Origin of the sequence: Cumulibacter soli, assembly GCF_004382795.1 — a bacterium.
GTDB classification, from domain to species: domain Bacteria; phylum Actinomycetota; class Actinomycetes; order Mycobacteriales; family Antricoccaceae; genus Cumulibacter; species Cumulibacter soli.
The window spans coordinates 19,613-45,120 of the sequence record NZ_SMSG01000008.1; the positions used below are offsets into that span (position 1 = coordinate 19,613).

At 63.3% G+C, this 25,508-nt stretch carries 21 protein-coding genes; 6 read left to right on the forward strand and 15 right to left on the reverse strand.

Going from position 1 to position 25,508, the window contains the following annotated elements; translation table 11 throughout:
- Positions 1–45: 45 nt before the first annotated feature.
- On the reverse strand, positions 46–1,302 hold the full coding sequence (locus E1H16_RS16390) for a CaiB/BaiF CoA transferase family protein (RefSeq protein WP_134324998.1): 1,257 nt from the start codon (positions 1,300–1,302) through the stop codon (positions 46–48).
- Positions 1,299–2,522: a CaiB/BaiF CoA transferase family protein gene (locus tag E1H16_RS16395; RefSeq protein ID WP_134324999.1), complete on the reverse strand. Its 1,224-nt coding sequence runs from the start codon at positions 2,520–2,522 to the stop codon at positions 1,299–1,301. Before E1H16_RS16395 ends, E1H16_RS16390 begins: the two co-directional genes overlap by 4 nt.
- 133 nt (positions 2,523–2,655) lie before the next feature.
- Here E1H16_RS16395 and E1H16_RS16400 point away from each other — a divergent pair, with 133 nt between their 5' ends.
- On the forward strand, positions 2,656–3,264 hold the full coding sequence (locus tag E1H16_RS16400; protein ID WP_166741811.1) for a TetR/AcrR family transcriptional regulator: 609 nt from the start codon (positions 2,656–2,658) through the stop codon (positions 3,262–3,264).
- Positions 3,265–3,381: 117 nt separating this feature from the next.
- Here the strand turns inward: E1H16_RS16400 and E1H16_RS16405 are convergent, their stop codons facing one another.
- The 4 genes from E1H16_RS16405 to E1H16_RS16420 are packed head-to-tail and all read right to left on the reverse strand — an operon-like array spanning position 3,382 to position 8,705.
- Positions 3,382–4,779 carry a 4-hydroxyphenylacetate 3-hydroxylase N-terminal domain-containing protein gene (locus tag E1H16_RS16405; RefSeq protein WP_134325001.1) on the reverse strand — a complete coding sequence of 466 codons (1,398 nt, stop codon included), beginning with the start codon at positions 4,777–4,779 and terminating at the stop codon, positions 3,382–3,384.
- Positions 4,780–4,797: 18 nt separating this feature from the next.
- The gene (locus tag E1H16_RS16410) at positions 4,798–6,024 is read right to left on the reverse strand and encodes an acyl-CoA dehydrogenase family protein (protein ID WP_134325002.1); all 1,227 of its coding nucleotides are present in this window, start codon (positions 6,022–6,024) and stop codon (positions 4,798–4,800) included.
- The gene (locus tag E1H16_RS16415; RefSeq protein ID WP_134325003.1) at positions 6,021–7,139 is read right to left on the reverse strand and encodes an acyl-CoA dehydrogenase family protein; all 1,119 of its coding nucleotides are present in this window, start codon (positions 7,137–7,139) and stop codon (positions 6,021–6,023) included. The genes E1H16_RS16410 and E1H16_RS16415 overlap by 4 nt, the downstream gene beginning before the upstream one ends.
- Positions 7,140–8,705 (reverse strand): class I adenylate-forming enzyme family protein, encoded by a 1,566-nt coding sequence (locus E1H16_RS16420; RefSeq protein WP_134325004.1) that lies wholly within the window; start codon positions 8,703–8,705, stop codon positions 7,140–7,142.
- Positions 8,706–9,006: 301 nt separating this feature from the next.
- On the opposite strand from E1H16_RS16420, the gene E1H16_RS16425 reads away from it, so the two are divergent.
- On the forward strand, positions 9,007–10,383 hold the full coding sequence (locus E1H16_RS16425) for a 4-hydroxyphenylacetate 3-hydroxylase N-terminal domain-containing protein (protein WP_134325005.1): 1,377 nt from the start codon (positions 9,007–9,009) through the stop codon (positions 10,381–10,383).
- Positions 10,384–10,387: 4 nt separating this feature from the next.
- Here the strand turns inward: E1H16_RS16425 and E1H16_RS16430 are convergent, their stop codons facing one another.
- Positions 10,388–11,242: an LLM class F420-dependent oxidoreductase gene (locus E1H16_RS16430; protein ID WP_134325006.1), complete on the reverse strand. Its 855-nt coding sequence runs from the start codon at positions 11,240–11,242 to the stop codon at positions 10,388–10,390.
- A 118-nt stretch (positions 11,243–11,360) separates the two neighbouring features.
- On the opposite strand from E1H16_RS16430, the gene E1H16_RS16435 reads away from it, so the two are divergent.
- Positions 11,361–12,932, forward strand: coding sequence for an acetate--CoA ligase (locus E1H16_RS16435; protein WP_166741812.1), 1,572 nt, complete (start codon positions 11,361–11,363; stop codon positions 12,930–12,932).
- Here E1H16_RS16435 and E1H16_RS16440 read toward each other — a convergent pair whose 3' ends face one another.
- On the reverse strand, positions 12,933–14,771 hold the full coding sequence (locus E1H16_RS16440; RefSeq protein ID WP_166741813.1) for a helix-turn-helix domain-containing protein: 1,839 nt from the start codon (positions 14,769–14,771) through the stop codon (positions 12,933–12,935).
- A gap of 202 nt (positions 14,772–14,973) precedes the next feature.
- Here E1H16_RS16440 and E1H16_RS16445 point away from each other — a divergent pair, with 202 nt between their 5' ends.
- Positions 14,974–15,378 carry a nuclear transport factor 2 family protein gene (locus E1H16_RS16445; RefSeq protein ID WP_208379112.1) on the forward strand — a complete coding sequence of 135 codons (405 nt, stop codon included), beginning with the start codon at positions 14,974–14,976 and terminating at the stop codon, positions 15,376–15,378.
- A gap of 70 nt (positions 15,379–15,448) precedes the next feature.
- On the forward strand, positions 15,449–16,519 hold the full coding sequence (locus tag E1H16_RS16450; protein ID WP_134325010.1) for an LLM class flavin-dependent oxidoreductase: 1,071 nt from the start codon (positions 15,449–15,451) through the stop codon (positions 16,517–16,519).
- A 1-nt stretch (position 16,520) separates the two neighbouring features.
- On the opposite strand, the gene E1H16_RS16455 is transcribed toward E1H16_RS16450, so the two are convergent.
- From E1H16_RS16455 to E1H16_RS16485, 7 genes are all read right to left on the reverse strand, one after another.
- Positions 16,521–17,726 carry an enterochelin esterase domain-containing protein gene (locus E1H16_RS16455; RefSeq protein ID WP_134325011.1) on the reverse strand — a complete coding sequence of 402 codons (1,206 nt, stop codon included), beginning with the start codon at positions 17,724–17,726 and terminating at the stop codon, positions 16,521–16,523.
- Positions 17,723–18,799, reverse strand: coding sequence for an LLM class flavin-dependent oxidoreductase (locus E1H16_RS16460; protein WP_134325012.1), 1,077 nt, complete (start codon positions 18,797–18,799; stop codon positions 17,723–17,725). The genes E1H16_RS16455 and E1H16_RS16460 overlap by 4 nt, the downstream gene beginning before the upstream one ends.
- Positions 18,796–19,620, reverse strand: coding sequence for an ABC transporter ATP-binding protein (locus E1H16_RS16465; protein WP_134325013.1), 825 nt, complete (start codon positions 19,618–19,620; stop codon positions 18,796–18,798). The genes E1H16_RS16460 and E1H16_RS16465 overlap by 4 nt, the downstream gene beginning before the upstream one ends.
- Positions 19,621–19,637: 17 nt before the next feature.
- Complete coding sequence (locus tag E1H16_RS16470; protein WP_208379113.1) at positions 19,638–20,705, reverse strand: FecCD family ABC transporter permease; 1,068 nt, start codon at positions 20,703–20,705, stop codon at positions 19,638–19,640.
- 5 nt (positions 20,706–20,710) lie between these two features.
- Complete coding sequence (locus tag E1H16_RS16475; protein ID WP_134325014.1) at positions 20,711–21,739, reverse strand: FecCD family ABC transporter permease; 1,029 nt, start codon at positions 21,737–21,739, stop codon at positions 20,711–20,713.
- 51 nt (positions 21,740–21,790) lie between these two features.
- On the reverse strand, positions 21,791–22,816 hold the full coding sequence (fepB, locus tag E1H16_RS16480; RefSeq protein ID WP_134325015.1) for a Fe2+-enterobactin ABC transporter substrate-binding protein: 1,026 nt from the start codon (positions 22,814–22,816) through the stop codon (positions 21,791–21,793).
- Between the two features lie 190 nt (positions 22,817–23,006).
- Entirely contained in the window at positions 23,007–24,563 is a 1,557-nt protein-coding gene (locus E1H16_RS16485; protein ID WP_243837882.1) for a flavin-containing monooxygenase, read from the reverse strand.
- 147 nt (positions 24,564–24,710) lie between these two features.
- On the opposite strand from E1H16_RS16485, the gene E1H16_RS16490 reads away from it, so the two are divergent.
- Positions 24,711–25,490: an LppM family (lipo)protein gene (locus E1H16_RS16490; RefSeq protein WP_134325016.1), complete on the forward strand. Its 780-nt coding sequence runs from the start codon at positions 24,711–24,713 to the stop codon at positions 25,488–25,490.
- Positions 25,491–25,508: the final 18 nt, after the last annotated feature.

The window sequence follows — 25,508 nt, forward strand, 5'->3', positions numbered from 1 at the left end:
GCGGCTGGCACCTGCGGAGCCTTCACGTCCGCGGGCACTATCTCGTCACAGTGACAGTGGCCGATCACCGATCACATGATCGCGTTCGAGTTCCGCGTAGGTCTCAGCGGAGGTGCCCAGCTCATCACACAACACCTCGCGATTGTGTTCGCCCAGATACGGAGCACGTCGCGCATTGACGGTCGCTAATGGAGTGTTGCGGTAGCTGAAAGGCTGACCCGGATACTGCTTGGGGCCCGTACCGGCCCGATCCTGCACGAGATAGAAGTTTCGGGCGGCGAAATGTGGATCTTCCAGTGCGCGACGTCCATCGGCGACGACTGCCGCGATCACGCCGCGCGACTGCAATTCATACATGACGTGCTCTGCGTCTCGGGTGCTGCTCCACTCGTTGATCATGGCATCGATTTCGTCGTGCCGCGCCATTCGTTCGTCGAGGTTGAGTTCATGCAGTGCCTGAGGTGCGCCGATGTGGGCGGCAAGCGCGGCCCACTGCTGTTGCGATTCGCAGGCTATTGCGACCCAGCTGTCCGATCCTGCGCAGCGATAGATTCCTTGTGGCGCGTGGTGCGGGCTACGGTTACCGAGCCGCCCAGGCTCGGTGGACGAGAGCTGCGCTTCGACGAGTTTGTCGCCGACGAAACTCGTCGCAGTCTCCACCTGGCTCAGGTCGACGTGCTGGCCCTCGCCGGTGGCGCGGCGATGCCGCAACGCCGCGAGAATAGCGATCGCGCCCATCAGTGCGGCTAGTTCGTCACCCCCGGTGGTACCGGTGAAAACAGGTGGTCCGTCGGCATAGCCGGTGAGGTGGCACATGGTGGACATTTGCTCGGTGGTCCACGCGAACGCCGTGTAATCCCGCCACGGACTGCTCACGCCGAATCCGGGCATGGACACCATGATCAGATCCGCACGCACGGATCTCAGGTCCGCGTAACCGAGGCCGAACCCTGTCAATACCCGGGGTGTGTAGTTCTCCACGAGTACGTCGCTGGTCGCCGCCAGTCGACGGAACAGGTCGCGGCCGCGCTCATCTTGCAGGTTGAGGGTGATTCCGCGCTTGTTGCGGTTCGCCCAATTGAAGGCGGGCGAGTTCTCCCACTGATCCTCGCCTCGACCGACACCGCGCCAGCCGTCGACTCGTTGGATGGATTCGACTTTGATGACGTCGGCGCCGAGGTCCGCCAGCGGTTGTGTCGACATCGGGCCCGACTGGAACTGAGTGAAATCGAGGACCCGCACCCCGTCAAGCGGCAGCACTCCGCGATTCGTGACAGATTCGTTTGCTGCTTCGGTGGTCATCCGATGACCCCTTCTTGACGGAGTTGCTGGATGTGCGCGGCATCGAGGCCGAGCACCGATTGCATGACCGCGTCCGTCGCGTTGCCGAGCGCCGGAGGCGGCGTTGGGGCTGACGGGGATGCGCCCATCACGAACGGCACACGCGGCGTACGGATTGGCCCGACGCCGGGGATGTCGTGCGTGCAGAAGTAGTCGCGCGCCCGATGGGGGTCGAGTTCGAGGGCTTCACTCGGGGACGGGACAAGCCCAAATGGCAGTCGCCATTCCTGCGCCTCGTGGAACGCCTCATGCGTTGACTTATCGCCCAGAGCTTGCTGTGTTGCCTCGCGAATCGAATCGATCGCAGCGAGTCGCCCTTCGGCCTCGGCAAGCGATTCATCCGCGATGAATTCGCCGCGTCCGATGAACGCGCATTGCAACTCCCACTGCGGGGTTGTGAGCACGTTGATACCCAGGTAGCCATCAGTGCACTCAACGAAGTACGACGGGCCCGTCATGTAATCAGAATGCCGCCCGTCGAGTTCCTCCCAATATTCCCAGCGCATCGGATGCAACATGGTGCAGGTCAGCGCAGCCTCGTGGCCGCACACATCGATGACATCGCCGCGATCGGTGCGCTCCCGGAGTTCAAGCCCGCCGATCGCGGCGAGCGCGGCGTACGCGCCGGTGACCGTGTCAGCGAGTGAGCCGCCCGGCTGTAGGGGTTCGCGGTCGGGCGCACCACAGGTCGCCGCCCAGCAACCTAGAGCAGCGAGAGCCAAGGGATTGCCCTGGAAGTCCCGATACGGCCCGGTTGATCCAAAGGGCGACACGCACGTGATGATGAGGCGCGGAAACTTCGACGCTAACTCGTCGATAGTGAACGGACCGACGCTGCTGTCGGTGCGTCCGGCCAGGATCACAATGTCAGCTGACTCCAACAGCGGGGCGAGAATCTCTGGCGAGGCGTCGTCGGTCTGCAGCGCAACACTTCGCTTTGAGGTATTGAAATACAGGAACTCTGCAGAAGCCGGTAATTGATCTCCGTCACCGCTGCGGGACCTGCCGCGAGACGGATCGCCGCGCTCGGGCGGCTCGATCTTCAGCACATCGGCTCCGAGGTCGCCAAGGAGTTTGGCTGCATAAGCGGTGGCGGTGGACGAGCCGAACTCAAGAACACGACTACCGGCCAGCGGTCCAGAGCGTCGTTCGGCATCCGGGCCGGTGATGGGAGTGGTCATCGATAGCCTCCTGCAGGGGTGAATATCGGCCAACTGCCTGATTTATACGGCGCGACTCACCGTCGTGTCAAGGAGCGGGGAGGAAGAAGGACGCGTATAAATGCGGTTAACGAATTTCAGGAGGTCCTCCACTGTGCCCACGACCGCAAGTAGATCTGCCGGGCGGCCGCGCGACTCCAACGGCGAACGCACGCGGGCGCTGCTCATTGATGCGGCGATTGAGATGTTCTCGCGCCAAGGTCTCGCGCGTACCACGCTGAGAGATATCGCCGAAGCAGCGAACCTCTCGGGCGGAACGCTGTACCACTACTTCAATTCCAAGGCGGACCTGTACCGCGCCGCCTATCTATGGGCGATTGAGGACCAGTTCACCGATATGCGTGCGGCTATCCGCGGTAAACGTACGGTGCGATCACGCATGGTAGCGGTGATTGAGCGCAACTACGAACGCTCTTTCTCGAAACCGCAAGTGATGAATTTCGTGCTTCGGGCTTGGGTCGAGCACAACGCGGAGGACCAGCAGCCGCTACCCGTGCCGGACTATGTCGGCGAACTGTATGACGCCATCATTGGCGATGGGGTCGAGAACGGGGAGGTGAGTGCTGGCGGCGCGCAACGGGTCATTGATGCCCTGCGCTGTATGCAGTGGGGGATCTCGGCGCTGGCAGTGACCGGACGCAGCCCGAAGGAAGCGGTCGAAGGCCTGAAGGCCTTCGTGGCTGACCCGCTCGCTCGAGTGTGATGATCCAGCACGTAGTCGGGCAAGTGGCCGATTAAATGCTAATCAAGGTCTGAACTTGGTCTATCGCCCGGCAAAGCTACGCCGGGCGATAGACCGCTGAGAATCAGGCCGTTGTATTTAGATGCCGTGGCTGGGTCCGGATGCGCCCTCGGCGAGCCCGGCGGCTTCCTTCGCGGACTGCATGGCGGCTTCCATGTCGTAGTGCTTGCGGGTCACGATGCGCTGCGCGTACAGACCCCCACCGGCCTGAATGTTCGTGACCTGCTTCCAGCCGCCGTACGAATCGGCAGTAAGGTCGCGGATCGCGTGGAACAACCGGGTGCGATATTCGCCCTCGGAGGCTCCCGACATGTACTTCGACACGAGCGGGCCGATCTCGTCGTTCTCCAGATCGGAGATCGAAGGTGCGGTCACGATCGCGCCGCCGGCGATGTCATGCAGGTGACGCACCATCAGGTTGTAGTTCGCGGCGCCGGTGTACTTGCCGGCGTTCGTGTAGAGCTCGCTGGGGAACACCGCGCCGAGCGCGCCGGTCTCGGCGTGCGTGAGTGCGGCCTCCAGGCACGCGCGCACCGTCGTCGCGTGGATGATCATCTCCGAGATCTTCTCGCGCACGTGCGACATCCGGCCAAGGCCATTGGCGTTCGCGATGAGCTGCGCGAGACCGACCATGACATCGGCGCCGTCCGCCATTGAGCTCAGGCCGCCCAGGCGCTCCCATAGCCCGAGTGAGTGCGCGAACACGGCGGCACTGCCGGACTCGCCGTCCAGCATGATCCGCTCATTAGGCACGAAGACGTCGTCGAAGATGACGAAGCCTTCGGGGAAGCTCTCCTGGCCCGACACGGGGAAGTCGCGGGTATCGGCATGCCGTGGCGCGTAGGTCGTGTTCACGATCTTGACGCCTTCGGCGTTCACCGGCACCATGGCGGCGATTGCGTACTGCTCTTCACCCTGGCGCATGGACTTCGTCGGAATCGTCAGAAGTTCGTGGCCGAACGAGGCCGCCGTGATGTGCAGTTTGGCGCCGCGGATGACAACGCCATCAGCCTGGCGGTCCACGACACGGACATACTGGTCCTCGTCCTTCTGCTCTCCAGGGTGCTTCGCGCGATCACCTTTGGCGTCGGTGATGCATTGGGTGATGCGGACATCACGGTCCTGCGCGTCCTGCATGATGGCTTGGATCCGCTCGACGTAATCGGGCGCGGATTCCTTGAGGCGTCCGGCGGCAGTGGCCAGAGTCTGCAGCGATGTGTAGGTGACGTGCGCGATCATTCCCGCGTGGTGGACGAGTTCGACCGATGCGCGTAACTCCTCTTTCGTCTTCGGGATGCCGCTGAGCGGGCTCTTGCCATCGATGGCATTCGCGTTCAGCCAGTCGTACCCGTGGGCAACATTATCGACGACACCGCCGAGCAGTGGATGGTTTGGCAGGTCCTTGACTCGTTCTCCGTCAAAGAATGTTGCGCGCCCGTCATCGAGCGAATCCTTGTACTGGGCTCCGGTGAGCATGTGTATCTCCTATATCGGTTACGCGCGTTTGCGCTGGTTGAAGGGAACGCCACGCTCGGGGTCCACATCGCGTGGTAGTCCGAGCACACGTTCGCTGATGATGTTCTTCTGGATTTGGGTCGTGCCCCCTGCGATGCTCGTGGTCTTCATCGCGAGGAAGTCCTGCGAGACCCGTCGTTCCTGTTCATCACTCCAGGCCAGAGCGTGCTGGGGGTCGATCTCGGCCGCGAGGGTGCCGAAGCCCTCCTCGATTGACGCGTTGACGAGTTTTCGAATCGATCCCTCGGCGCCGACGCCACCGGGCCCGACCTCGGCGAAGGAGCGCATCGTGGTCATCTGCAGCGCGCGTTCTGTGACCACCAGCTTCAGGATCGCGTCTCGAAGCAGCGGATCGTCCCACGCGCCATTGCTGCGCGCCCGGCTGATGAGCTCATCCGAGACACCCTCGCCGACCGCCGGACGCCCGGTCAGACCGCTGCGCTCAGCCATCAGAGTCGTGATCGCGACCGACCAGCCGCCGTTGACCTCACCGAGTACGGCGTCCGCCGGGACAACGACGTCGGTCAGAAAGACCTCATTGAACTCGGCGTTGCCCGTCATCTGGCGCAGTGGTCGCGCCTCGACGCCCGGCAGCGACATGTCCAGCAGGAAGTAGGTGATTCCCTTATGCTTCGGCGACTGCGGGTCGGTCCGCGCCATCAGCAATCCGAACTCGGACACGTGCGCGTACGAGTTCCACACCTTTTGGCCGTTGATCAGCCACGACCCATCCTCCTGCCGCACTGCGCTCGTGGAGAGCCCGGCCAGATCCGAACCAGCGCCCGGTTCGCTAAAGAGCTGGCACCACCGATACTCGGCGCGGGCCAGCGGGCGCAGGAAGCGTGTCTTCTGTTCGGTCGTGCCGTGGGCCAGGATGGTCGACCCGGCGAGTGCGAGCCCGACGAAGTCATCCATACCCCGACCGGCGCGATAGTGCTCGAGAGCGTCGGCGATCGGCGCGGACTCATCTTGGCTGAGTTCCAGGCCACCGTATTCGCTGGGCCAGGTCGGTGTCGCTAACCCCGAGTCGCCGAGCGCCGCGAACCACGGTTTGCATACCGAATCATCGGCACGTAACTTCTCAACGGCCGCCCAATCGCGCGCTTCGGCCGCCTCGCGCCACTGCTCGGGCAGATTGCTGCGGATCCAATCGTGTGCGATCGCGCCGATCTGTTCTTCGGTGGCGTTGGTCGGCAGTTCGATCATGCGCTGGCTCCCTCGGTAGCCGGGGTGAGGACATCTGCTAGACGGGCGCGCCAGGACGCGGGCGTACCCAGCAGCCCGTACGCGGCGCGGGCACGACGCGCGTAGAGGTGGGCGTTGTGTTCCCAGGTAAAGCCGATCCCGCCGTGCAGCACAATGCAGTCCTTGGCCGCCTGCAGCGCTGTCTCGGATGCCTGACTGCGGGCAACTGCGGCGCCGAGTGCGAAGTCGTCAGATCCCGGCTCTTGCCAGGCCGCCCAGTATGCCGCCGAACGGGCCAATTCCAACGGTACGAGAACATCAGCCAACCCGTGTTTCACCGCTTGGAAGGACCCGATTGGCCTGCCGAACTGATGGCGGGTCTTGGCGTAGTCGGTCGTCTGCTCCAGCAGTGCGGTCGTCGCGCCGACCTGTTCGGCAGCCATCCCAATCGCGGCGGTCTGCAAGGTGCGCTCAAGGATCTTCGTGCCGTCCCCACGCGCGCCAACTCTCTTCGCTGGGGCGTCGCGCAGTTCAACGTCGCAGAGCGAGTGCGTGCCGTCGAGGGTGTCGCGGCTCAGGATCGTCGCGTCCGATGCTTGCACCGCGAATACGGAGAGTTCGCCGGCATCGAGTGCGGACACAAACAGGACGTCGGCGGCGTCGGCGTCCAGTACGAGCGTCTTCGAGCCGGAGAGCCGGTCGCCATCGGCGACAGTGGCGATGTTCGGGTCCAGCCAACCCAAGTTCGCCGCTTCGGCGGCAGCGACGGTAGCTTTCAACTCACCGGCGGCGATACCGGGCAGGTACTCCTGGCGGGTCGTCTCGTCACCGGATTCCTGCACTGCGGTGGCGGCGAGTACGACGCTCGCGAAGAAGGGGCCGCCGTACAGCACGCGGCCCATTTCCTCCAGCACGATGCAAAGATCGACCAGCGAGCCGCCCATCCCGCCGGCGTCCTCGGCTATGGCGATGGCATGAGCGCCCAGTTGGTCAGCAAGCGTCGACCACGTTCCGCGATCGGACCATCCGTCGGCGTCAAGCGCCGCGCGCGCTTGCGCGATGCACTCCTCACCACCGAGCAGCCGGCGCACCGCGTCGCGCAGCGCGTGCTGCTCATCGGTCCAGTCGAACTCCATCTAGCCCACCTTCCATGTCCGCAGGTCTCGTTTGAGAATCTTCCCGCTGGCATTTGTCGGCATCTCGTCAATCACGATGAACTCTGCGGGCACCTTGTATCGGGCGAGGCTCGCGTTGCAGTGTTCGGTCAATTCCGCACTGCTGACTTCGGCGCTCACGGTCAGGAACGCGCGTACCGTCTCACCCCAGTGTTCGTCCGGCACACCAACGACAGCGCTCTGCACCACGGCCGGATGCTCGGCGAGCACGTCCTCGATTTCATGCGGATAGATGTTCTCTCCACCTCGAATGATCATGTCCTTCTTGCGTCCGTGCAAGTACAGGTAGCCGTCCTCATCCAGATATCCCATATCGCCGGCGCGGAACCATCCGTCGCGCAGCGCATACTCGGTAGCCTCGCGCATCCCGAGGTATCCGTTCATCACCTGGTCGCTGCGGGTGGCGACTTCACCGACTTCGCCCGGAGGCAGCGGGTTCATATCGTCGTCCACGATCCGCATCGCGACGCCGAACGACGGGCGGCCATTTGAGCCGAGGAGCTTGGGTTCGCCGGCCAACGCGCGACGATGATCCTCAGGGGTCAGGACCGCCTGCAGGCCGGCCTCGGTGCCAGCTCCGAAGGCCTGTAGGAAGTCGCACCCGAAGGTGTCCAATGCTCGACGAAGCAACCCCGGCGTGATGGGGGAGGCGCCGTAGGTGATCAACTCGAGGCGGTCGTAGTCGTGATCAGCCACGCCGTCGAGTTGCAGGATGGTGCTGATCATCGTCGGCACGAGAAATGCGGCGCTGAGTTCATCGCGCGCCATCAAATCCAAAACGCGGACGGGGTCGAACTGCGGCATCAGGACCGACGTGAACCCGACTGCGATACCCATATACAGGCCGCACACGCCGGATATGTGGAAAGTGGGCGCTGCGCAGTAGCGGATGTCGTCGGCCGATGCGCGATAGTCGACCGCGCATGACTGGGTTATGGATTTCATCATCCGTTGTGACTGGATGACGCCCTTGGGCAGACCAGTAGTTCCAGAGGTGAAGGCGAGGGCGAGGATGTCCTCGTCATTGCAGATGACATTCGGCTCTGATTGCGCACCGGTGGCCAGCAGGCGCTCATAGTCGGAGTCGGCGCCGTCGAATGTAATCCACATGCGTATTGCGGGATGCTGCTCTCGCAGCGGCGCCAGTAAGTCGGCGTACCGCTCGTCGAAGAAGAACGCGTGTGGCTGCGCGCGTTCGAGTAGCGTGCCTACTTCCGAGGTCATCAACCGGTAGTTCAGCGGCACGTACGCCACGCCCATCTTCATGCAGGCGAGGATGAGCTCGATGTATCGGTGCGAATCAAGGGCGAGTACGGCGATGCGATCGCCTCGCGTGAACCCCTCGCGTCGCAGTGCATCCACGAGTTGATTCACCCGCGCGTTCGTCTCGGCGAACGATTGGCAACGGCCGTCCGGAAGGATGAACGCTGCCTTGTCACGCTCCCGTTCGGCGCTCAGCGTCAGCATTTCGCCGACCGTGATGTGCGGGCGTGCAGCGAATTGCGAAGTGAGTTCGGGGGACGACAATCGGGCCTCCGGGTTTCCTCGACCGACGGACGACCCGGCCCTGTCGCGGGCGGGCCGACACACCAAGGTGACGTGCGCGTCACCTTCCTTCGGTTCTACGGCGTGGTGGATGATCTGTCAAACATTTACGTGCATTTGATCGTACGTTCAGTATGTGCCCTCAAGACGTTGACATGTCTACCCCCGCGGTGACAATCTCGAATTGACCCACCTGTAAATTTCGCCCCGATTCCGCGGCGGCGTACGCGCTCCGGTGTGTGGTCTTCAGCCCCTGGGGCCGCGCATCATGAGATGAGGTTCAATGCTCACTGGACAGCAATACAAGGATTCGCTGCACGACGGTCGCAAGGTGTACTTCGAAGGCCGCCTGATCGAGGACTTCGCGGACGAGCCCGCGCTGGGCGTCCCGATGAACGTGGCGGCTGAGGGATACGACAAGTACTACGACGGCACTCCGGGCGCGGTCAATCCGCTGATTGACGCGCCCCGTAGCGTCGAGGAACTGCGCGACAAGATTCCATCTCTGATCGAGATGGACCTGCTGCTGAACACCACCTACCAATCGTTGATGACGCTGGCGGTCGCCGCACCGCAGATTGAGGGTGCGGCTCCTGAATGCGTCCCGCGGATCCATGAATACCTGCAGGCCGCCCGCGTCGGGGACATCCGGATCACCGAGTGCATCACCGATGCAAAGGGAAACCGCAGCCGCCCGCCAGCCAAACAGGATGACCCAGACTCGTACGTGCGGGTGGTAGATCGTGGTGCGGACGGCGTCGTGATCCGCGGCGCCAAGCTCCACATCAGCGCAGCGGCATTGGGCCATGACCTGATGGTGATGCCGACCAAGACGATGAAACCGGGCGAGGAGGACTACGCGATCGCGTGCGCCGTACCGGTCAATTCGCCGGGCGTGCACATCACGAATACGACGTACCACCCGTTGGCCGGCGACGCCCGCGACTTCCCGGTGTCCTCGCAGCACAGCGTGCCGGACAGCATGTGCATCTTCGATGACGTGTTCGTGCCGTACGAGCGGGTCTTCCTCGATGGTCAGAGCGCACAGGCAGCGGTGTTCGCGCATTCGCTCGGCCTCTGGGAGCGGCTGGGCGGGACGGCGTTCATGGTGCAGCAAGCTGACGAATTGGTCGGCCTCGCGCACCTGATCGCCGAAGCCAACGGGACTCTGAAGATTTCGCACGTGCGCGAGAAGATCGACGAGATGATCATCCACGCCAGTTTGCTGCGTGCCGGCCTGGAAGCCGCGATCACCAACGCCGGATCGACGCCCGAGGGGTACTACTACCCGGACGACATGTACACCAACGTGACCAAGTATCAGGGTGCGGTGCAGTTCAGCACGATGGTGCGACACCTGCACGACATCTCGGGAGGTGCCGTTCTCACCGCGCCGTCGATGTCGGACTTCGACAACCCGACGCTGCGGCCATTCCTAGAGAAGTACATGTCGACCGGGAACGATATCGCCGGCGAGTACCGCACCAAACTGTTCCACGCGATCCGCGACACCACCGCGGATGCCTACGGCGGCTGGCATCTGGTGACCAACCTGCAGTCCGGCGGCGGGCTGTTCGCGCAGCGCTTGGTCACTCGTCGGCACTACGACATGGACCGGGCGCGCGCGTTAGGTCTGCGCGCCGCGGGCCTGGGCGACTGAACAGTTACCCGCGGGACTCGATCAGCGCGGCGAGTTTGTCCAGCCGGGCGAGTACGACGTCCGCCGATGCTGACGGCAAACCCAGGGTGACTTCCTCGACGCCCATCGACTCAAGTTCATCCAGGCGCTCGTTCTGCGCGGGGACACCGAACGGCGCGATCCGCAGATGCTGCGGGTCGCGCCCGGCGTCCTCCCACAGTCGGCGCAATTCGGCGAAATCATCTGCGCCGTAGTTACGTAGCGGCATCCAGCCGTCGTACGCCTCGACGATTTGGTCATAGGCCCGAGCGCCCGCGCTTGATCCCAGTAATAACGGCACTCGAGGCGCATTATCCGCCCCGCGCTGCTCGGGCTTGGGCCAGGACCAGGACGGCTCGAAGTTCACATACTTGCCGTCGAACGATGCCTCGTCCTCGGCCCATAGCCGCGTCATGGCCAGCACGTGTTCCTGGGTGCGGGTACGGCGACGCTTCGGGTCGACTCCGTGCGCGGACATCTCTTCTTCGTTCCAGCCGTACCCGATGCCGAGTTCGACTCGTCCGCCGGAGATTCGGTCTAGAGTGGCGACCGCTTTAGCGGTCACCAGTGGATCACGCTGGGCTGCCAGCATGATCCCAGTGCCCAGGATGATCCGCTCGGTGGCGGCCGCGGCGGCGGCGAGTGCCACGAGCGGATCTACCGTACGGCGGTACCACTCGGGCAGTTCGGCGCCGCCCGGCCACGGGGTACGGCGGCTGGCGGGAATATGCGTGTGCTCCGGGAGCCAAAGACCGGAAAATCCGCGAGCCTCAACTTCTTTGGCAACGGTGACGGGGTCGATGGATTGATCGGTGAGGAAGATCGTTACGCCGTACTTCATGGGCCCTCCAGGGTTGCGGTATTCGACTCAGCCTACGAAAGACAGCGACCGATTCGATAGCGTGAGCAACAGACACGTTGGCGAGGTCGAAAGATCCACCAGGCCGGGGAGGGTATCGATGGGCGACACATTCGATTGGGAGCGGGCAGCAACCGAGGCGGGTATGCGTGAGGGTCGGCGTTTCAACATCGCGTCGATCGACCTGCCCGAGGACCGTGCGTTGATTTGGTACCGCGAGGACGAAAGCGTCATCGAACTCAGTAAGAAGCAGGTGCGGGCGCAAGTTACCCAACTTGCGGCTGAACTCCGGGACCTCGGAATCCAGCCGGGACAGCGCGTGGCAGGCTTGTTGAGCAAACGTCCGGAATCGTTCACTGCAGCCTTGGCCACCTGGTACATCGGCGCCGTCTACGTCCCGCTATTTTCGGGATTCAGCGGGGACGGGATCGCGGTACGACTAGGCGATAGCGGCACGTCCGCGGTGATCACCGATACCGCGAACGCTCCCGCGCTGGAAAGCATCAGCGACCAGTTCCCCCATATGCAGACGATTGTGGTCGACGCCGACGGTGATCTGTACGGTGACCTGGACGCCGAGGTCGGCGTATACGAGCCGTTCGATTCGAATATAAGCGATCTAGCGACCATCATGTACACCTCCGGCACGACTGGAAAGCCGAAAGGCTGCATGATGAGCCACAACATCATCGTTACTTTGCGTCCCTACCTCGATCACAGTCTCGGCCTCGAGCCGGGCGAGACGCTGTTCGCTCCCTCGGACGCCGGCTGGTCCTTCGGCCTGTTCACCACCGGCCTGGGACCGCTGTCACGGGGAAACCCGCGCGTCATCTATGAAGGCCGCTTCGACCCCGCAGCGTGGTGGACCGCGATGGACCGCACCGGAGCCGGACTCATCGCCGCGGCGCCAACCGCTTACCGGCAACTGGCTGCGGCGGGGCGCGAACTCATCCCGTCCTCATTCCGTGCGGCTTCAAGCGCTGGTGAACCACTGGACGCTGCGATCGCGGCCTGGTTCGAAGAGAACCCCGGGGTAACGATCTACGACTGCTACGGGCTGTCCGAGGTCGGGATGGTGGTCGGCAACCTGCGCGGCGACGTTGGACTCGACCCCATCCCGGGATCGATGGGTACCCCGGTCCCCGGTTTCGAGATCGAACTGCGTGCCGAGGACGGGTCGACCGTGTCGGGCATCGGGTCCGGGCGCCTGGCGATCAGGCAGAACGGATTCTTCGGTAGCTACGGTTATTGGGAACGAGACGAAGTCTGGCAGAAGCGTTTCGACGGCGAATGGTTCGTCACCGAGGACGTCGCACGCCGCGATGCCGACGGGCGCTACTGGTTCGAGTCCCGCAGCGATGACGTGATCGTCGCCTCGGGTATGAACGTCGGTCCGTCCGAGGTCGAGAACGCACTACTGGAGCACCCGCTGATCGATGATGCGGGCGTGGCCGGGATTCCCGACCCCACGAAGGGATCCATAGTCACTGCGCATGTGGTGCTGAATGGCGCTGCGCCTGCAGACCTGGAAAAGGAACTGCGAGCGTGGGTAACTGAGCGCGTTGGACGCCATGCGGCGCCGCGGCGGGTGAGCGTCTGGGACCAACTACCGCGAACCGCGAGCGGAAAACTGCGCCGCGTCGACTTGCGCGCCAGGCTGACGGACGAGTGATCAGGCGGGCCGCAGCCCGTGCACTTGCATCACGAACCGTAGCCGGCTGACATCGCCGAGGTTCTGCAGATCAAGTCCGGTCAGCTCGCTGACGCGCTCCAATCGGTACCGCACCGTGTTCTCGTGCACCCCGAGCGTCTTGGCGCTCGCGCGTATCTTGCCGTCCGAGGCGAGAAAGGAACGTACGGTCGGCATTAGTACATTCTCAGGATCCGCTGCACAGATGGGATCTACGAGGTCCGCGGCGTACTCCGCGGCCTGTCGCAGACCACCGGTGACGGCTGTCAGTGCGACCAAGGGCATCTGGCGCATCAGCACCGACTGAGACGCAGTGCCGAGGTCCTCCAGGGCGTTTTCGAACGCGCGAGCCTCTTCGGAATGGCGCGGCAGTTTCGCAAGCCCACACACCGGTGGGCAGACGAACAGGTATTGGGCGCCTTTTCGTTGTACACGTGGAAAGTAGGTGCTCAGCGCGGACTCGACGTGGGCTGGGCCCACCTCGTCCGGAAGCGTGATCAAGAATAAGTCCGCTCCAGGCACGCCCGTGCCGAGCAAGCTGTAGTCCCTGCCGAGTTCGTTGCGCAGTTCGGCCTCGATCTCGCCGCGCCGTGTCGTACCGGTATAACTCGCGCTTTCCACGCCGTACGAAATGCGTACCAACACATGCTGTGCATCTGCGCGTACGCCGAACACATGCGCACGGTCGCTGAGCAGCCCCGGTTCGCGCTGCCCGTGCAGCACATCGGATAGGAAGTCTCGTCGGGCGAGATCCGCGTTTTCGCCATGTTGTATATCGGTCAGCAGCTTCAGCGCGACGGCGAAGGTAGCTTGCGCGAGGATTTTCGAGTCGAAGGCCGCGAATCGCCGCCCCTGTTCCACGAACTCCAGGAACCCTTGATGCCGGCGCCCTATCGTCATCGGGTTGATCAAGCGCCGATGGTGCGATCCGATCGCAGGTATAGGCGGAATCTCCACCGTTTCGCGCAGTCCTTGGATCACCAGGTCTTTCAGGCGCGGGACCCGCAACGCGTTACGGGGGAGCGTCGGCGGTCGCTGATGCTCCATTCGCTCCGGGAGTGAGGCGGCGATCAATGCCAGATCCGGGCCGTACACGAGCACCGGAAGTCCGGCGATCTGCTGGACCCGGTCCAGTACCGATTGCAGATCGCCTCCGGCGAGCATAATCTCGGTCAGTTCGGTAGAGATCTGCGATAGTCGATTAAGGTTGCGGTTCTGGCTGACGATTGTCCGATGCCGCGCCTCCAACTCTTTGTGCAGCTCACCCTGCCGGATCGCGATCGCCGCCAGAATCCCGAAGGCGCGCGCCGTCGACATGTCGGCGTCGGTGTACTCATGCGGGCGTTCCTCGTTGTCGATATAGATCATGCCGATGACAGCGTCACTGACCACCAGCGGGACAACCAGTAGATCCCGAACCCCGAAGTACTTCATCGCGCGCTGGTTGGGGCGCGGATCTCGCTGCGCGTCGCGCACCAGTATCGGCTCGCGAGCGTGAACCGCCTCGGCCGTCATCCTGTCCCTGCCGGTCACCAGCGAGCGCACTTCGTCACCCATATCGCCAGCCCGGGCCCAGCCGACGTGGCATTGGAAGTTCTCTTCGTCCCGCCGCAAGTAGACCGTGCAGCGACTGACTCCGATCAACTCACAGAGCCGGCGTCCGATTAGACGCAGGACCTGTTCGAGGCCGGTATCACCGGCCATCGTCGTCAGCGCGATTTCTTCGAACGCGCTCACGACGTTCGCGTACTGGACGGCCCGCGTGGATGCGGGGAGGGCGGTAGGGCCATCCTTTCCTGCTACCGCATTGTCGTGCTTCATCTGCGACATGTTCGCACTAAGACACTAGAGTTCGGAAGGGTGCTTTGTAGATTCCTCCAAGCCCGTGTCGCCCATCCTCATCAGGACTCATATCGCCCTCGGTAGTTTGACCGGACTGTGATCGGCCTCACCAGGGGGCCGAATGGTGGCGGTGGACGTCGATCGACATCACCCGACGATGAGCACGCATGGTGGAGGACAGATGAGCCAGGAAGACGACAATCGCAAGCTGATCGAGCGTTTTATGGTCGATTTCAGCAGCGGTGGGCCGGAAAAGATCGCCGAGTATTTAGCGGACGACGCCACCTGGTGGACAGCGGGCAGTCTGGAAGGTCTGTCCGGCACGTTGGGCAAACAGGACTGGGTCAAGGGGATCTCCGGCGTGGCGTCGCTGGTTAAGGGCGGCGCGATCACGTTGTCCCCGAAGGCGTTTACCACCGGCGGCGACCGGGTAGCCGTCGAGACCGAGTCGTACGCCGAACTGAACAACGGCCGCGTCTACCAGAACCAGTACCACTTCTTGTTCGTGGTTCGGGACTCGAAGATCGTCGAGGCGAAGGAATACATGGACACCGATCACGCCCGAAAAGTCTTCCTGGACCCGTGATCGCTGCCTTACGAACGCTCCCGCGGTTCGCCCGGTACCTACCGTTGCCCACACCTTAAGGAGAAAGACCATGGAAGTTGGCACTCTGCTCGTCATGCAGAACTGGTACGAAGATCGCTCTGACGAGGATGTTTTTGCCAAAGAGATCAGCCTCGGCCGAGTCGCCGAGGAAGCGGGTTTCGACTCCGTGTGGTGCGCGGAGCACCACTTCGACGACTACTCGATGTCCCCGGACAATTTCCAGATACTCGCGTACGTCGCCGGGCAGACCGAACGAGTGAAGCTCGGCCTCGGTGCGGCGATTTTGCCGTGGAATGATCCGCTGCGGGTGGTGGAGAAGGCAATTTCGCTCGATCATCTCGCCAAGGGTCGCGTCGTGATGGGCCTCGGGCGCGGTCTGGCGAAGTTGGAGTACGACGCGTTCGGCATCCCGATGGATGAGGCCCGCGGACGTTTCAACGAGTCGGCGAAGATCGTCATCGATGGGCTGTACACGGGCGTGGTGGCCTCGGATGGTGAGTTCTACAAACAGCCGAAGATCGAGGTCCGGCCGCGGCCGAACCCGGACCGTACCTGGGACGACCGGATCGTGATGGCCGCGATGTCGCCGGACTCGATTCCGATCGCGGCGGAACTCGGTGTCCGAATGATGACCTTCATGCAGTTCGACAACGAAACTCATGGCGAGACGATCAACAAGTACCGCGAGTTGTTCAAGGAGGCGCACGGCCGCTATCCGGCTGCGCCGCTGGTGCAGGACTTCGTGGTGTGCCATGAGGACGAAGAGGAGGCACGGCGTCTCGCCGAGGAATACATCGCCAAATACTTCCTGTCGGTTATTCGGCACTATGACTTCGCCGGGTCACACTGGCGCGAAACCAAGGGATACGAGACATACCAGGTGGGCGCGGACATGATTCGTGAAGCCGGTATGGAGAACGCCGCCGCCGGCTACGTACAGGCGAATGTCTGGGGTACGCCCGAGCAGATCGTGGAGAAGTACCGCGCCCGGCGCGACATTTGGGGTTGTGACTTCAATGCGAATGCCGCGTTTTGTTTCGGCGGAATCCCGTTTGAAACCTCCGAGCACGGAATGCGGTTGTTCGGGGAGAAGGTGATCCCCGAATTGCACAAGTTCTGAGTTACGAGCGGGCGAGCATCTGCCGAACTCCCTCGGCCCATCCGCCACGCCAGCACGCCATATCGTGTCCGCCGTTGTACTCGACGTACGTCAGTTCGTGCGGCGTCACCGTGAGCGATTCGCGTAGCGCGCGATTGGGCTCGAGCAGCACGCTTTCCTTGGTGCCAACTGCGAGGTAGACCCGTACAGGGTGCTCGGCGCTGGCTGCGCGATCGAGCATGTCGTGCTGCCACAGCGAGGCGGACTGGCTCACCGCGCAGCCCACGCTTTGCGGGTGATCAAAGGCGACCTTGAGGGCGGTGAGTGCGCCCAAACTCTCGCCGGAGACCACGACATCAGCCGGATCCTCGCTGATTGCGAACATCGAGCGCGCCCAGGGCAAGAGATCGCGCACGATTTCTTCGGCCATCGGTCCATCGATGTGCAGGTCGGCGACGCGCTGCGCGGTCGGACCCGGATCGACCATCAGCACTAGCGGCGCTCGGATTGCGCCATCATCGATGAGCGCATCGATGGTCGTCGCGGCGTACTGGGAGGCGTGCCATACGTCGCCGTCCAGGACGACGACGATCGGACACTCGGAGGTTGCCTCGGCCGGAAGGTACGACCAGACGCGACGGCCGGTCGCGGTGACATGTTCGGTAGCGGTGCCACGCGGGTGCGCGTGCGGATCGAAGTAGCGTTGTACTGGGGCATCTTTTAGCGCCGCCACGGAGGATCGGCGGTGTCCGTGTGCCAGGCAGGAGTGCCGATTGCGCGGATCGCACACGCCGTGCTGGCGGATGTGCGCCATCGCCGCGCGTGGTTCCATCGAACACAAGGTGCTCAGTACGGCGGCATCGGCGGCGAGCACGGTATACGAGCCGCGCCAGTCGTTCTCCAGCAGGTACGAGGCATGCCATACGTCAGTGTGCGGAACGCGCTGCATGGTGCTGGACTCAAGGTCGTTCGTCACGCGGTTTACGGTGACGAGTACGGCGGCGGCTTCGGCGTCCCGCCACAATAGTGTCAACGCGGTTCCGTCGGCGACCGGTTCGATCAGCGGTGTATCGGTAGCAGTCGTCGCCCAGAACTCGGCTAGCGCCTGCTCGTGTCGTGCTCGCGTTGCTGCTCGCAATTGGTCGCTGAGCGTCTTGATCGCTGGGCTCGCTGTGCGCTCGGTCGTTCTCGGGTGCGCCGCCAATGCCAACTTCGACGGAGCGTTCATCGTTGTCTCTCCTGACGGCTCGGACCTGGATGCTGTGGCGAACGGTAATGCCCGGACGCGACCAATGCAGGGACTACCTCACTGGTGAATAGTTCTAGGGAGCGAATCGATCCGATCGGTAGCACGATCAGCCCGTCGCAGGCTTCGGTGTCGGCCCACTCGGTGATCGCGACGACCGCGTCGTCGGGCGTTCCGGTAACAGACCAATGTTGTACGTGCGCGCCAGTGCCCCGAGTGCCCGCCTCCTGGGCGAGTCGTTGCGCCTCGGCGCGAGTATCGGCCAGGCACAGTGCTAATCCCGGCAGAAGCCCCACCCGTCGACGACGCGGTTCGGCTGCTGCCCTCAACGCGGCGCGCTGCCGCTGGGAATCCTCGGGAGTCGAGGCCATCGCGAATACAAGATCGGCGTACTGCGCTGCGAACTCACGAGAGCGCGCCGAACCACCGGCGTGAACCAACGGCCACCGTCGCTGCGACACCGCCGGCACCGGAATAGGGCCGTCCGAGGCGTAGCGTCCGCGCGGCGTGGCGGTCTTGAGGGTCGATATATCGGCGAACCGACCGTTGCGGCGGTCGACGAGCAGCGCGTCGGCAGGGAAGGTCTGGCGCAGAGCCTCAATCATCTCGACGAAGTCAGTCGCGTTCGCATAAGGATCGTCCACCGAGGATTCAGGAAAGTTCTGCGCACCGCCGAGTGACGTGACCACGTTCCAGCCCACGCGCCCGCCGCTGAGCTGATCTAGGGACTGCAGTTGACGCGCCACGGTATATGGGTGCGCGAAGGTGCTGGAGATCGTCGGGATAAGCCGGATCTGCGATGTCTGCGTCGCTAACGCGGTCATGAGCACGATCGAGTCCAACGCGGCGAACCCGACGCCCCTACCCAGCGGTGCGGGATCGAGAAAACCCGCGTCCGGTTTGAACAGGAAGTCCAACTGTGCGGCCTCGGCCAGCTTGGCCGGGCCCAGATAGAACTCGGTGGAGAACATCGACTCCGCGCCGCTGGCGCGTTGGCGCCATGAATCGCCACGCAGCCACGTAGGGGATAGCGATAGCCCGATCCGTAGCGTCATCCGGCCGCCTCGTCCTCGTGCTCGCGATCGGTAAGACTCGCGATCGGGATCACCATGGGGCTCCCGAGCACCGGATCAGGTACGACCCGGCATTCGAGGTTGAACACTCGCGCCAGCAACTCCTCGGTGAGTACCTCGGCAGGGACACCGGACGCCGCGACAGCGCCGTCCTTCATCACGATCAGGTGATCGGCGTATCGAGCAGCCTGGTTCAGATCGTGCAGCACCAGCACCATCGTGCGCCCCTCGCGTTGATTGAGCGTGCGGCACAACTCCAGCACATCGAGCTGGTGGGCGATATCGAGATAGGTCGTCGGCTCGTCCAACAACATCAACGGTGCGTCTTGGGCAAGTAGCAGCGCTATCCACACCCGTTGGCGCTGACCGCCGGAGAGTTCTTCTATGTCGCGATCAGCAAGCGCCGTGGTACCGGTAGCATCCAGTGCTCTCGCCACGGCGATCTCGTCGTCGTGTGAGAACTGCTGCAGGATGCGTTGGTGTGGGAATCGTCCCCGCGCGACGAGGTCGGCTACCGTGATACCGAACGGCGCTACCGAGGTCTGCGGTAATAGACCGAGGCGCCGGGCAAGTTGTTTGGGACCGAACTCGCGCAGGTCAGCACCGTCCAGCAACACCTGCCCGGCACTGGGTTTGAGCAGCTTCGCCAGCGCGCGCAGGAGCGTGGACTTGCCGCAGGCATTGGGGCCGATGATCGTGGTCACTTGGCCCCGCGGGATTTCGACATCCAGTCCGCGGGCGACCTCTCGAGCTTCGTAAGCGAGGGTGAGTTGCTGAGCGCTTAACTCGGCGCTGCTGTCCATGATTTCCTTCCCCGCCGTCAGACTTGTCGGGAGCGACTAATGAGATACAACAGGTAGACGCCGCCGATGATGCCGGTCATTCGTCCGATCGGCACCGAAGCGCTGATCGGTAGTAATTGGGCGATGACGTCGGCGCCTACGAGCAGGCACGCGCCCATCAGGGCGGCGCTGACGACCGGCATGCCGCGGGCGGCGGTCAACCGAGCGACGATCTGCGGTGCGGCGAGCGCCACAAACGCAATGGGACCGGCGGCAGCCGTTGCGAGTGCGGCAAGCAACACCGCGGCCAACATCAGGAAGACGCGAGTACGTTCGACCGGCACTCCGAGCTGACGTGCGAGATCGTCGCCCATCTCCATCAGCGTTGCCCGGCGCGCGAGTATCGAGATCAGCGGCAGTAGGACGACGACGCCGACCATGACCGGGATCGCGTGCTCCCAAGTACGGGCGTCTAGTGACCCAGACAGCCACAAGTTTGCGGTTACCGCATCGTCAAGGTCCCCGCTGACCAGCAGCAGATCGTTGATTGCCGCGCAGATCGCGCCGACGCCGATGCCGGTCAGGATGAGGCGGTATCCGCCGCTGACCCCGTGTTTGACCGACAGCAGGTACACCACGAGCGCGGTGACGACGCCGCCGATGATGGCGCCGAGCGCTACTTGAGCAGCGGGTGCGCGGAACACGACTATCTGCAGGATCGCCCCGGTAGCCGCCCCCACGGTGAATCCGATGACGTCGGGGGAGCCGAGTGCATTGCGAGATACCGATTGGAACACCGCTCCCGAGGCGCCGAGTGCAGCGCCTGCGAAAATCGCAGTCACCACTCGAGGTAGCCGAATATGGTGCACGACCCGTTCGTATTTGATGTCCTCGAGCCCGAACAGCGAAGCAAACACGTCCGCGAATGAGATCGGCAGTTTACCGATCGTCATCGCCCAGATCCCAAGGATGATCATGATCGCCAGCAGCACGGCGGACACGATGATCAGGCGTGGTGTGGCCGCGAGCGACACCGAGCGCGTCCGAATGATCTTCGCGCTGCCGCGGGCCGCGCGTAGTGACTCATCGCTAGGCATATTGCGCATCTGAGTCATAGTTCGGCCATCCGGCGCCGTCGTACCAGGTAGATGAAGAACGGCCCGCCGATCAACGAGGCCATGATGCCCACGCCGATCTCGCCTTGCTCTGGGATGATGCGTCCGAGAGTGTCAGCGACCACCATGAGTACGGCGGCGATCAACCCGGACAACGGTAGTACCCGCAGGTGATTGGCGCCGACGAGTAGGCGCGCGAGATGCGGCGCGGCGAGTCCGACGAACACGATCGGTCCGGCGGCGGCGGTGGCGGCGCCGGCGAGCAAGATGACTGCCAGTCCGGCGAGTCCCCAGATCTTCGCTGGGCTGCCGCCGAGTGAGCGACTGAGATCTTCGCCCAGCATCGCCGAATCGAGCGCTCGGGCGAGGCTGAAGGCGAGCAATACGCCGATCAGAATCAGCGCCCCAGCGGCATAAACCGCATCGAACCCGCGACCGGCCAAGGAGCCGACCATCCAGTGTCGGAAACGGTCGTATACCTCGTCCGGGCTGTTAACCAGGACGAAGTGAGTGAGCGCGGTGAGTACGACGGTTAATGCCGCTCCCGCGAGCACCAATCGAACCGCGTTCGTGCCCCGGCGTACCCCACCAAGCACGTAGACCAGGCTCCCCGCGATGGCTGCGCCGATCGCGCCGAGCCACATGTAGCCGCCGACAGTCGTGATGCCGAAGAAGGAGATGCCCACGGCGATCGCGACGGCGGCGCCGGCATTGACCCCGAGCAGTCCCGGCTCAGCCAGTGGATTGCGCGTGAGGGCCTGCATCACCGCTCCAGCGACGCCGATGCCGAATCCAACGACAGCGGACAGTAGCGCCCGCGGAATGCGCTGATGGCGTACCAGGAGGTGATTGGAGTCGGCCGGATTGAACGAGAAGACCGCGTCCCAGGTGGTACTCACGGGGATGTCGAGTGTGCCCACGCACGCACTTGCGAATACCCCGACGACGAGTGCCGCGATGAGCGCGGGTACGCCAATGCGCATCGCGCGCGAACGCGATGTACGTGCGGAAGCGGTTACGGTCATGAAGAACTCGCCGGTGGCGCCGACCCCGAAGGCTCGGCGCCACCAGGGGTACTACTTGGCGAAGTTCTCGACGACGTCGTCGACGATCTCGGTCGCGCTGAACATGTCGACGCGGAACGAATTCACGCCGAGGCCGTATATCTGCTCGGCTTGCACGGACGGAAGATTGGCGAGCACCTCGTCGGCGGCGAAGCCATCTTCGGCGCCGGCGTTGTCCTGGCTGAGGATGAAGCTCGTATCGGCCGTGAGTTCGGTGAGGTTCTCGTACGGCGCAAATACGAAATCATCGCGGGGCTGAGGCTGCGTATGCCACTCGACCGGCGGATCTTCCACGGTGAATCCCAGGTCGGTCAGCAGTAATGCTTGAGCCGAGGTCGCGCGGGCGATCGGGTTGTCCTCGCCTGGTCCGTTGTACGAGACAATATTCGCCTCCCCATCCGGGACGTCGATCTTCGCCGCGGCATCGGCGACGTAGGAATCGAACTCCTCAACGGTGGCGGCGGCCTCATCCTCCAAGCCAGTGGCTTCACCGAGCTGCTCGGCGAGTTCCTGCCAGGTCTGGCCGCCGTAATCGACGACGATCGTCGGCGCGATTTCGTTGAGTTCATCGACCTGGTCGGCCACCGAATCGTTGCCGGTCGCAGCCACAACGATCAGATCTGGTTCGGCGGCGTACAGCGCCTCGATGTCCACCGATCCTGCCGGCCAGAGATTCTCCACATCGGCGGCTTCGTCCGCCCACTGCGCGAAATACTCACCATTCGCGGCCGATCCCGACGCGGCGACCGGAGCGTCGAACGCGAGCAGCGTGCCGGTGACCGTGACCGACGTGGAGGCGATCTGCTGCGGCTGCTCGGGAATTTCGGTGGTGGTGCCGTCTGCGTTCTCGAACGTCCGTGGCCAGCTCGCATCGGCCGTCGTGTCGGAGTCGGAGTCGGCGCTGGCGGAATCGCCGGAGCCGGAATCGTTCGGTCCTTCCTCGTCCGAGGATGAACAGCCAGCGAGCGCGAGCGTGCCAGCGGTGACCAAGCAGGCGACGCCAAACAACCGGGAATGCCATGAGCGCGAATGAACCATGAGTGACCTTTCGTAGCGAATCGGTCCTCGTGGGCGCGACAAAACCACGGTAGTTCCGGCAGACAGCGCGCGGAACTACCGTGGTGAATGCGTCGTACGGCGCCTCACAAGTGACTGTAGGTGAGCCTAGCCTAACTGCGAGGACTTTACGCCGTTGTGACGCTGTGTTTTCGAGTGACCCTGATCGCGACTAGGAGTACTCCAGCCCGTCGTCCAAATCTGCCACCGGCAAGGTGTGACGCTCTTGGTGGAACTCCTTCATGTGGATCCACGGTTCACGGTCACCTTGCCGGAACATCTTGTCGCGGGTGCGCATCATGTAGCCCGAGCTGACGTCGTCCTCCTCGATGAACGGGCGCCGTTCCAGGTCCGCATCCTGCGGTCGTAACCGCGGGACGACAACCTCCGCGCCCTTGGCCTTCATGTGATCCAGGAGCCTCATGACATACCCGGAGACCATGTCCGCTCGCAGCGTCCAGCTTGCCCGGAAGTATCCGAAGACGTACGCCATGTTGGGGATATCGCTGATCATGATCCCGCGATGCGTGAGGTGCTTGGTGAAGTCGACGGGATCACCATCGAGGTCGAACTGGATTTCGCCGAACAACGACAGGTCGAAGCCAGTAGCGGACACGACGATATCGGCATCGATATGTTCGCCCGACGAGGTCTGAATGCCGCTCTCGGTGAACCTTTCGATCGTGTCGGTGACCACCGATGCGTGACCATCGCTGATGGCCTTGAACATGTCGCCCTCAGGAACGACGGCGATGCGCTGCTGCCACGGGCGGTACGGGGCGTTGAAATGCTTTTCGACATCGAAGCCTTCCGGCAAGAGTGCGCGCATCTCGTCGAGGAGGAACTTGCGGAATTCGTCCGGGTTGTTCTTGGCAGTCGTGATGACCTCTTCGCCCTGCGCGAAGTACGCGCGGCGGACGATCTCGTGCGTCCACTCGTCGGGAGTATCGAGACTGCGCAGCGTCTCAGCGAGCTCCAGTGTCCGCGGGCGTGCCAGGAAGAAGGTCGGCGTGCGCTGCAGCATCGTCACATGCTCGGCCGTACCAGCCATCGCCGGGACCAGGGTGGCGGCGGTCGCGCCGGATCCGATCACGACCACCTTCTTGCCTGCGTAGTCGAGGTCCTCGGGCCATTCCTGAGGGTGCACGATCGGCCCGTTGAAGTTCTCCATCCCCGGCCACGTCGGCTTGTAGCCCTGTTCGTGCTGGAAGTAGCCGCCGCACATCCAAAAGAACGGAGTTGTGTACTGGACCTCACCATCGTCGGTGCTCACCGTGATCGTCCACTGTTTGTCCTCCGACGACCAGGATGCGGTACGCACCTTGTGGCGGTACTTGATGTGCGGCTCGAGATCGTTTTCCTCAACCACCTCGTGCAGATAGCTGCGGATCTCCTCCGCCGTGGCGATCGAGGGGCCGCGCCAAGGCTTGAAGCTGTAGCCGAAAGTGAACAGGTCGCTGTCGGAGCGGATTCCCGGGAAGCGATGCGTCCACCAGGTGCCGCCCGCGCCATCCAACGCGTCAACAATCTCGAACGTCTTGTCCGGGAAGTGCTTCGACACGTGATACCCGGCGCCGATGCCAGAGATTCCGGCGCCGACGATCAGAATGTCAACATGACGTGTGGCGCGCGTCTGGTCGTTCGTCGACTGCGGTGCGGTGTCGATCAGAGTCACGATGGAGCCTTTCATCTGGGCGGCTGTGCTTATCGTCACCAGGGTAGCGCTCATGCCGAACGATCGTTACACGACTGTCGTGGTGGCGCGGGGCGCTGATGTGCTGCTGATCGCCCTGACTGCCGGTCGGGAGGAACCGAGAGCGGAACTGGTGCCGTCGGTATCGTGGATACGACGTTCGTTTCTCGCGAGGAGTGCGCCATGAAATCCGCTGTCCGGTCCCTGATGATCCTGGCGGGAGTGCTACTACTGAGTGGCTGCTTCCTGATCGATATGAAAATGACAGTCAGCTCCGATGACACTGTTTCCGGCACGATGGTGATCGCCGTGGAGGAAAGCGCCGCGGCCGCACTGGAAGAGATGGGCGAAGGCGACGGCCTGGTCAACGGATCGGAAGATATGCCGGCCGGTGCCACGGTCGAACCGTACGAGCAAGACGGCTACGTCGGACGCCAGATTAGTTTCGACCAGGTGTCGATCGACGAGTTCAACGAGATGTTCCAGGAGAACGGCGGCACTTTCACGCTCACCCGTGACGGTGATTCGTTCGTCTTCGAGGGCAACCTCGATACGGGGTCCGGATCCGGAGGCGCCGATCCGTCCGCAGGAGGCGCCGATCCCTCGGACCCGGCGATGCCCGATATGGACGCAATGATGGAGCAGATACTGTCCTCGGCGTCGATGTCGATGTCGATGTCGTTCCCTGGAGAGGTCACCGACACCAACGGTGAGGTCGACGGAACGACCGTGACCTGGGACCTTACGGACCTGCAGGACGGCGGTGAGGTGCACGCGACGGCACTGGCCGAAGACGGTGCAGGCAACATCGATTCAGGTGATGCCGCAGAGGCTGCCGGTACGAGCGACGATTCTGGTTTCCCGGTGCTGCCGGTCGTCATCGGTGTCGTCGCGGCCATCGTCATCATCGGCGGAATCCTCATCCTGCTGCGGATGAACAAAAAGGGCACGCCCACGATGTAACGGCGACGGGTTGCCCGT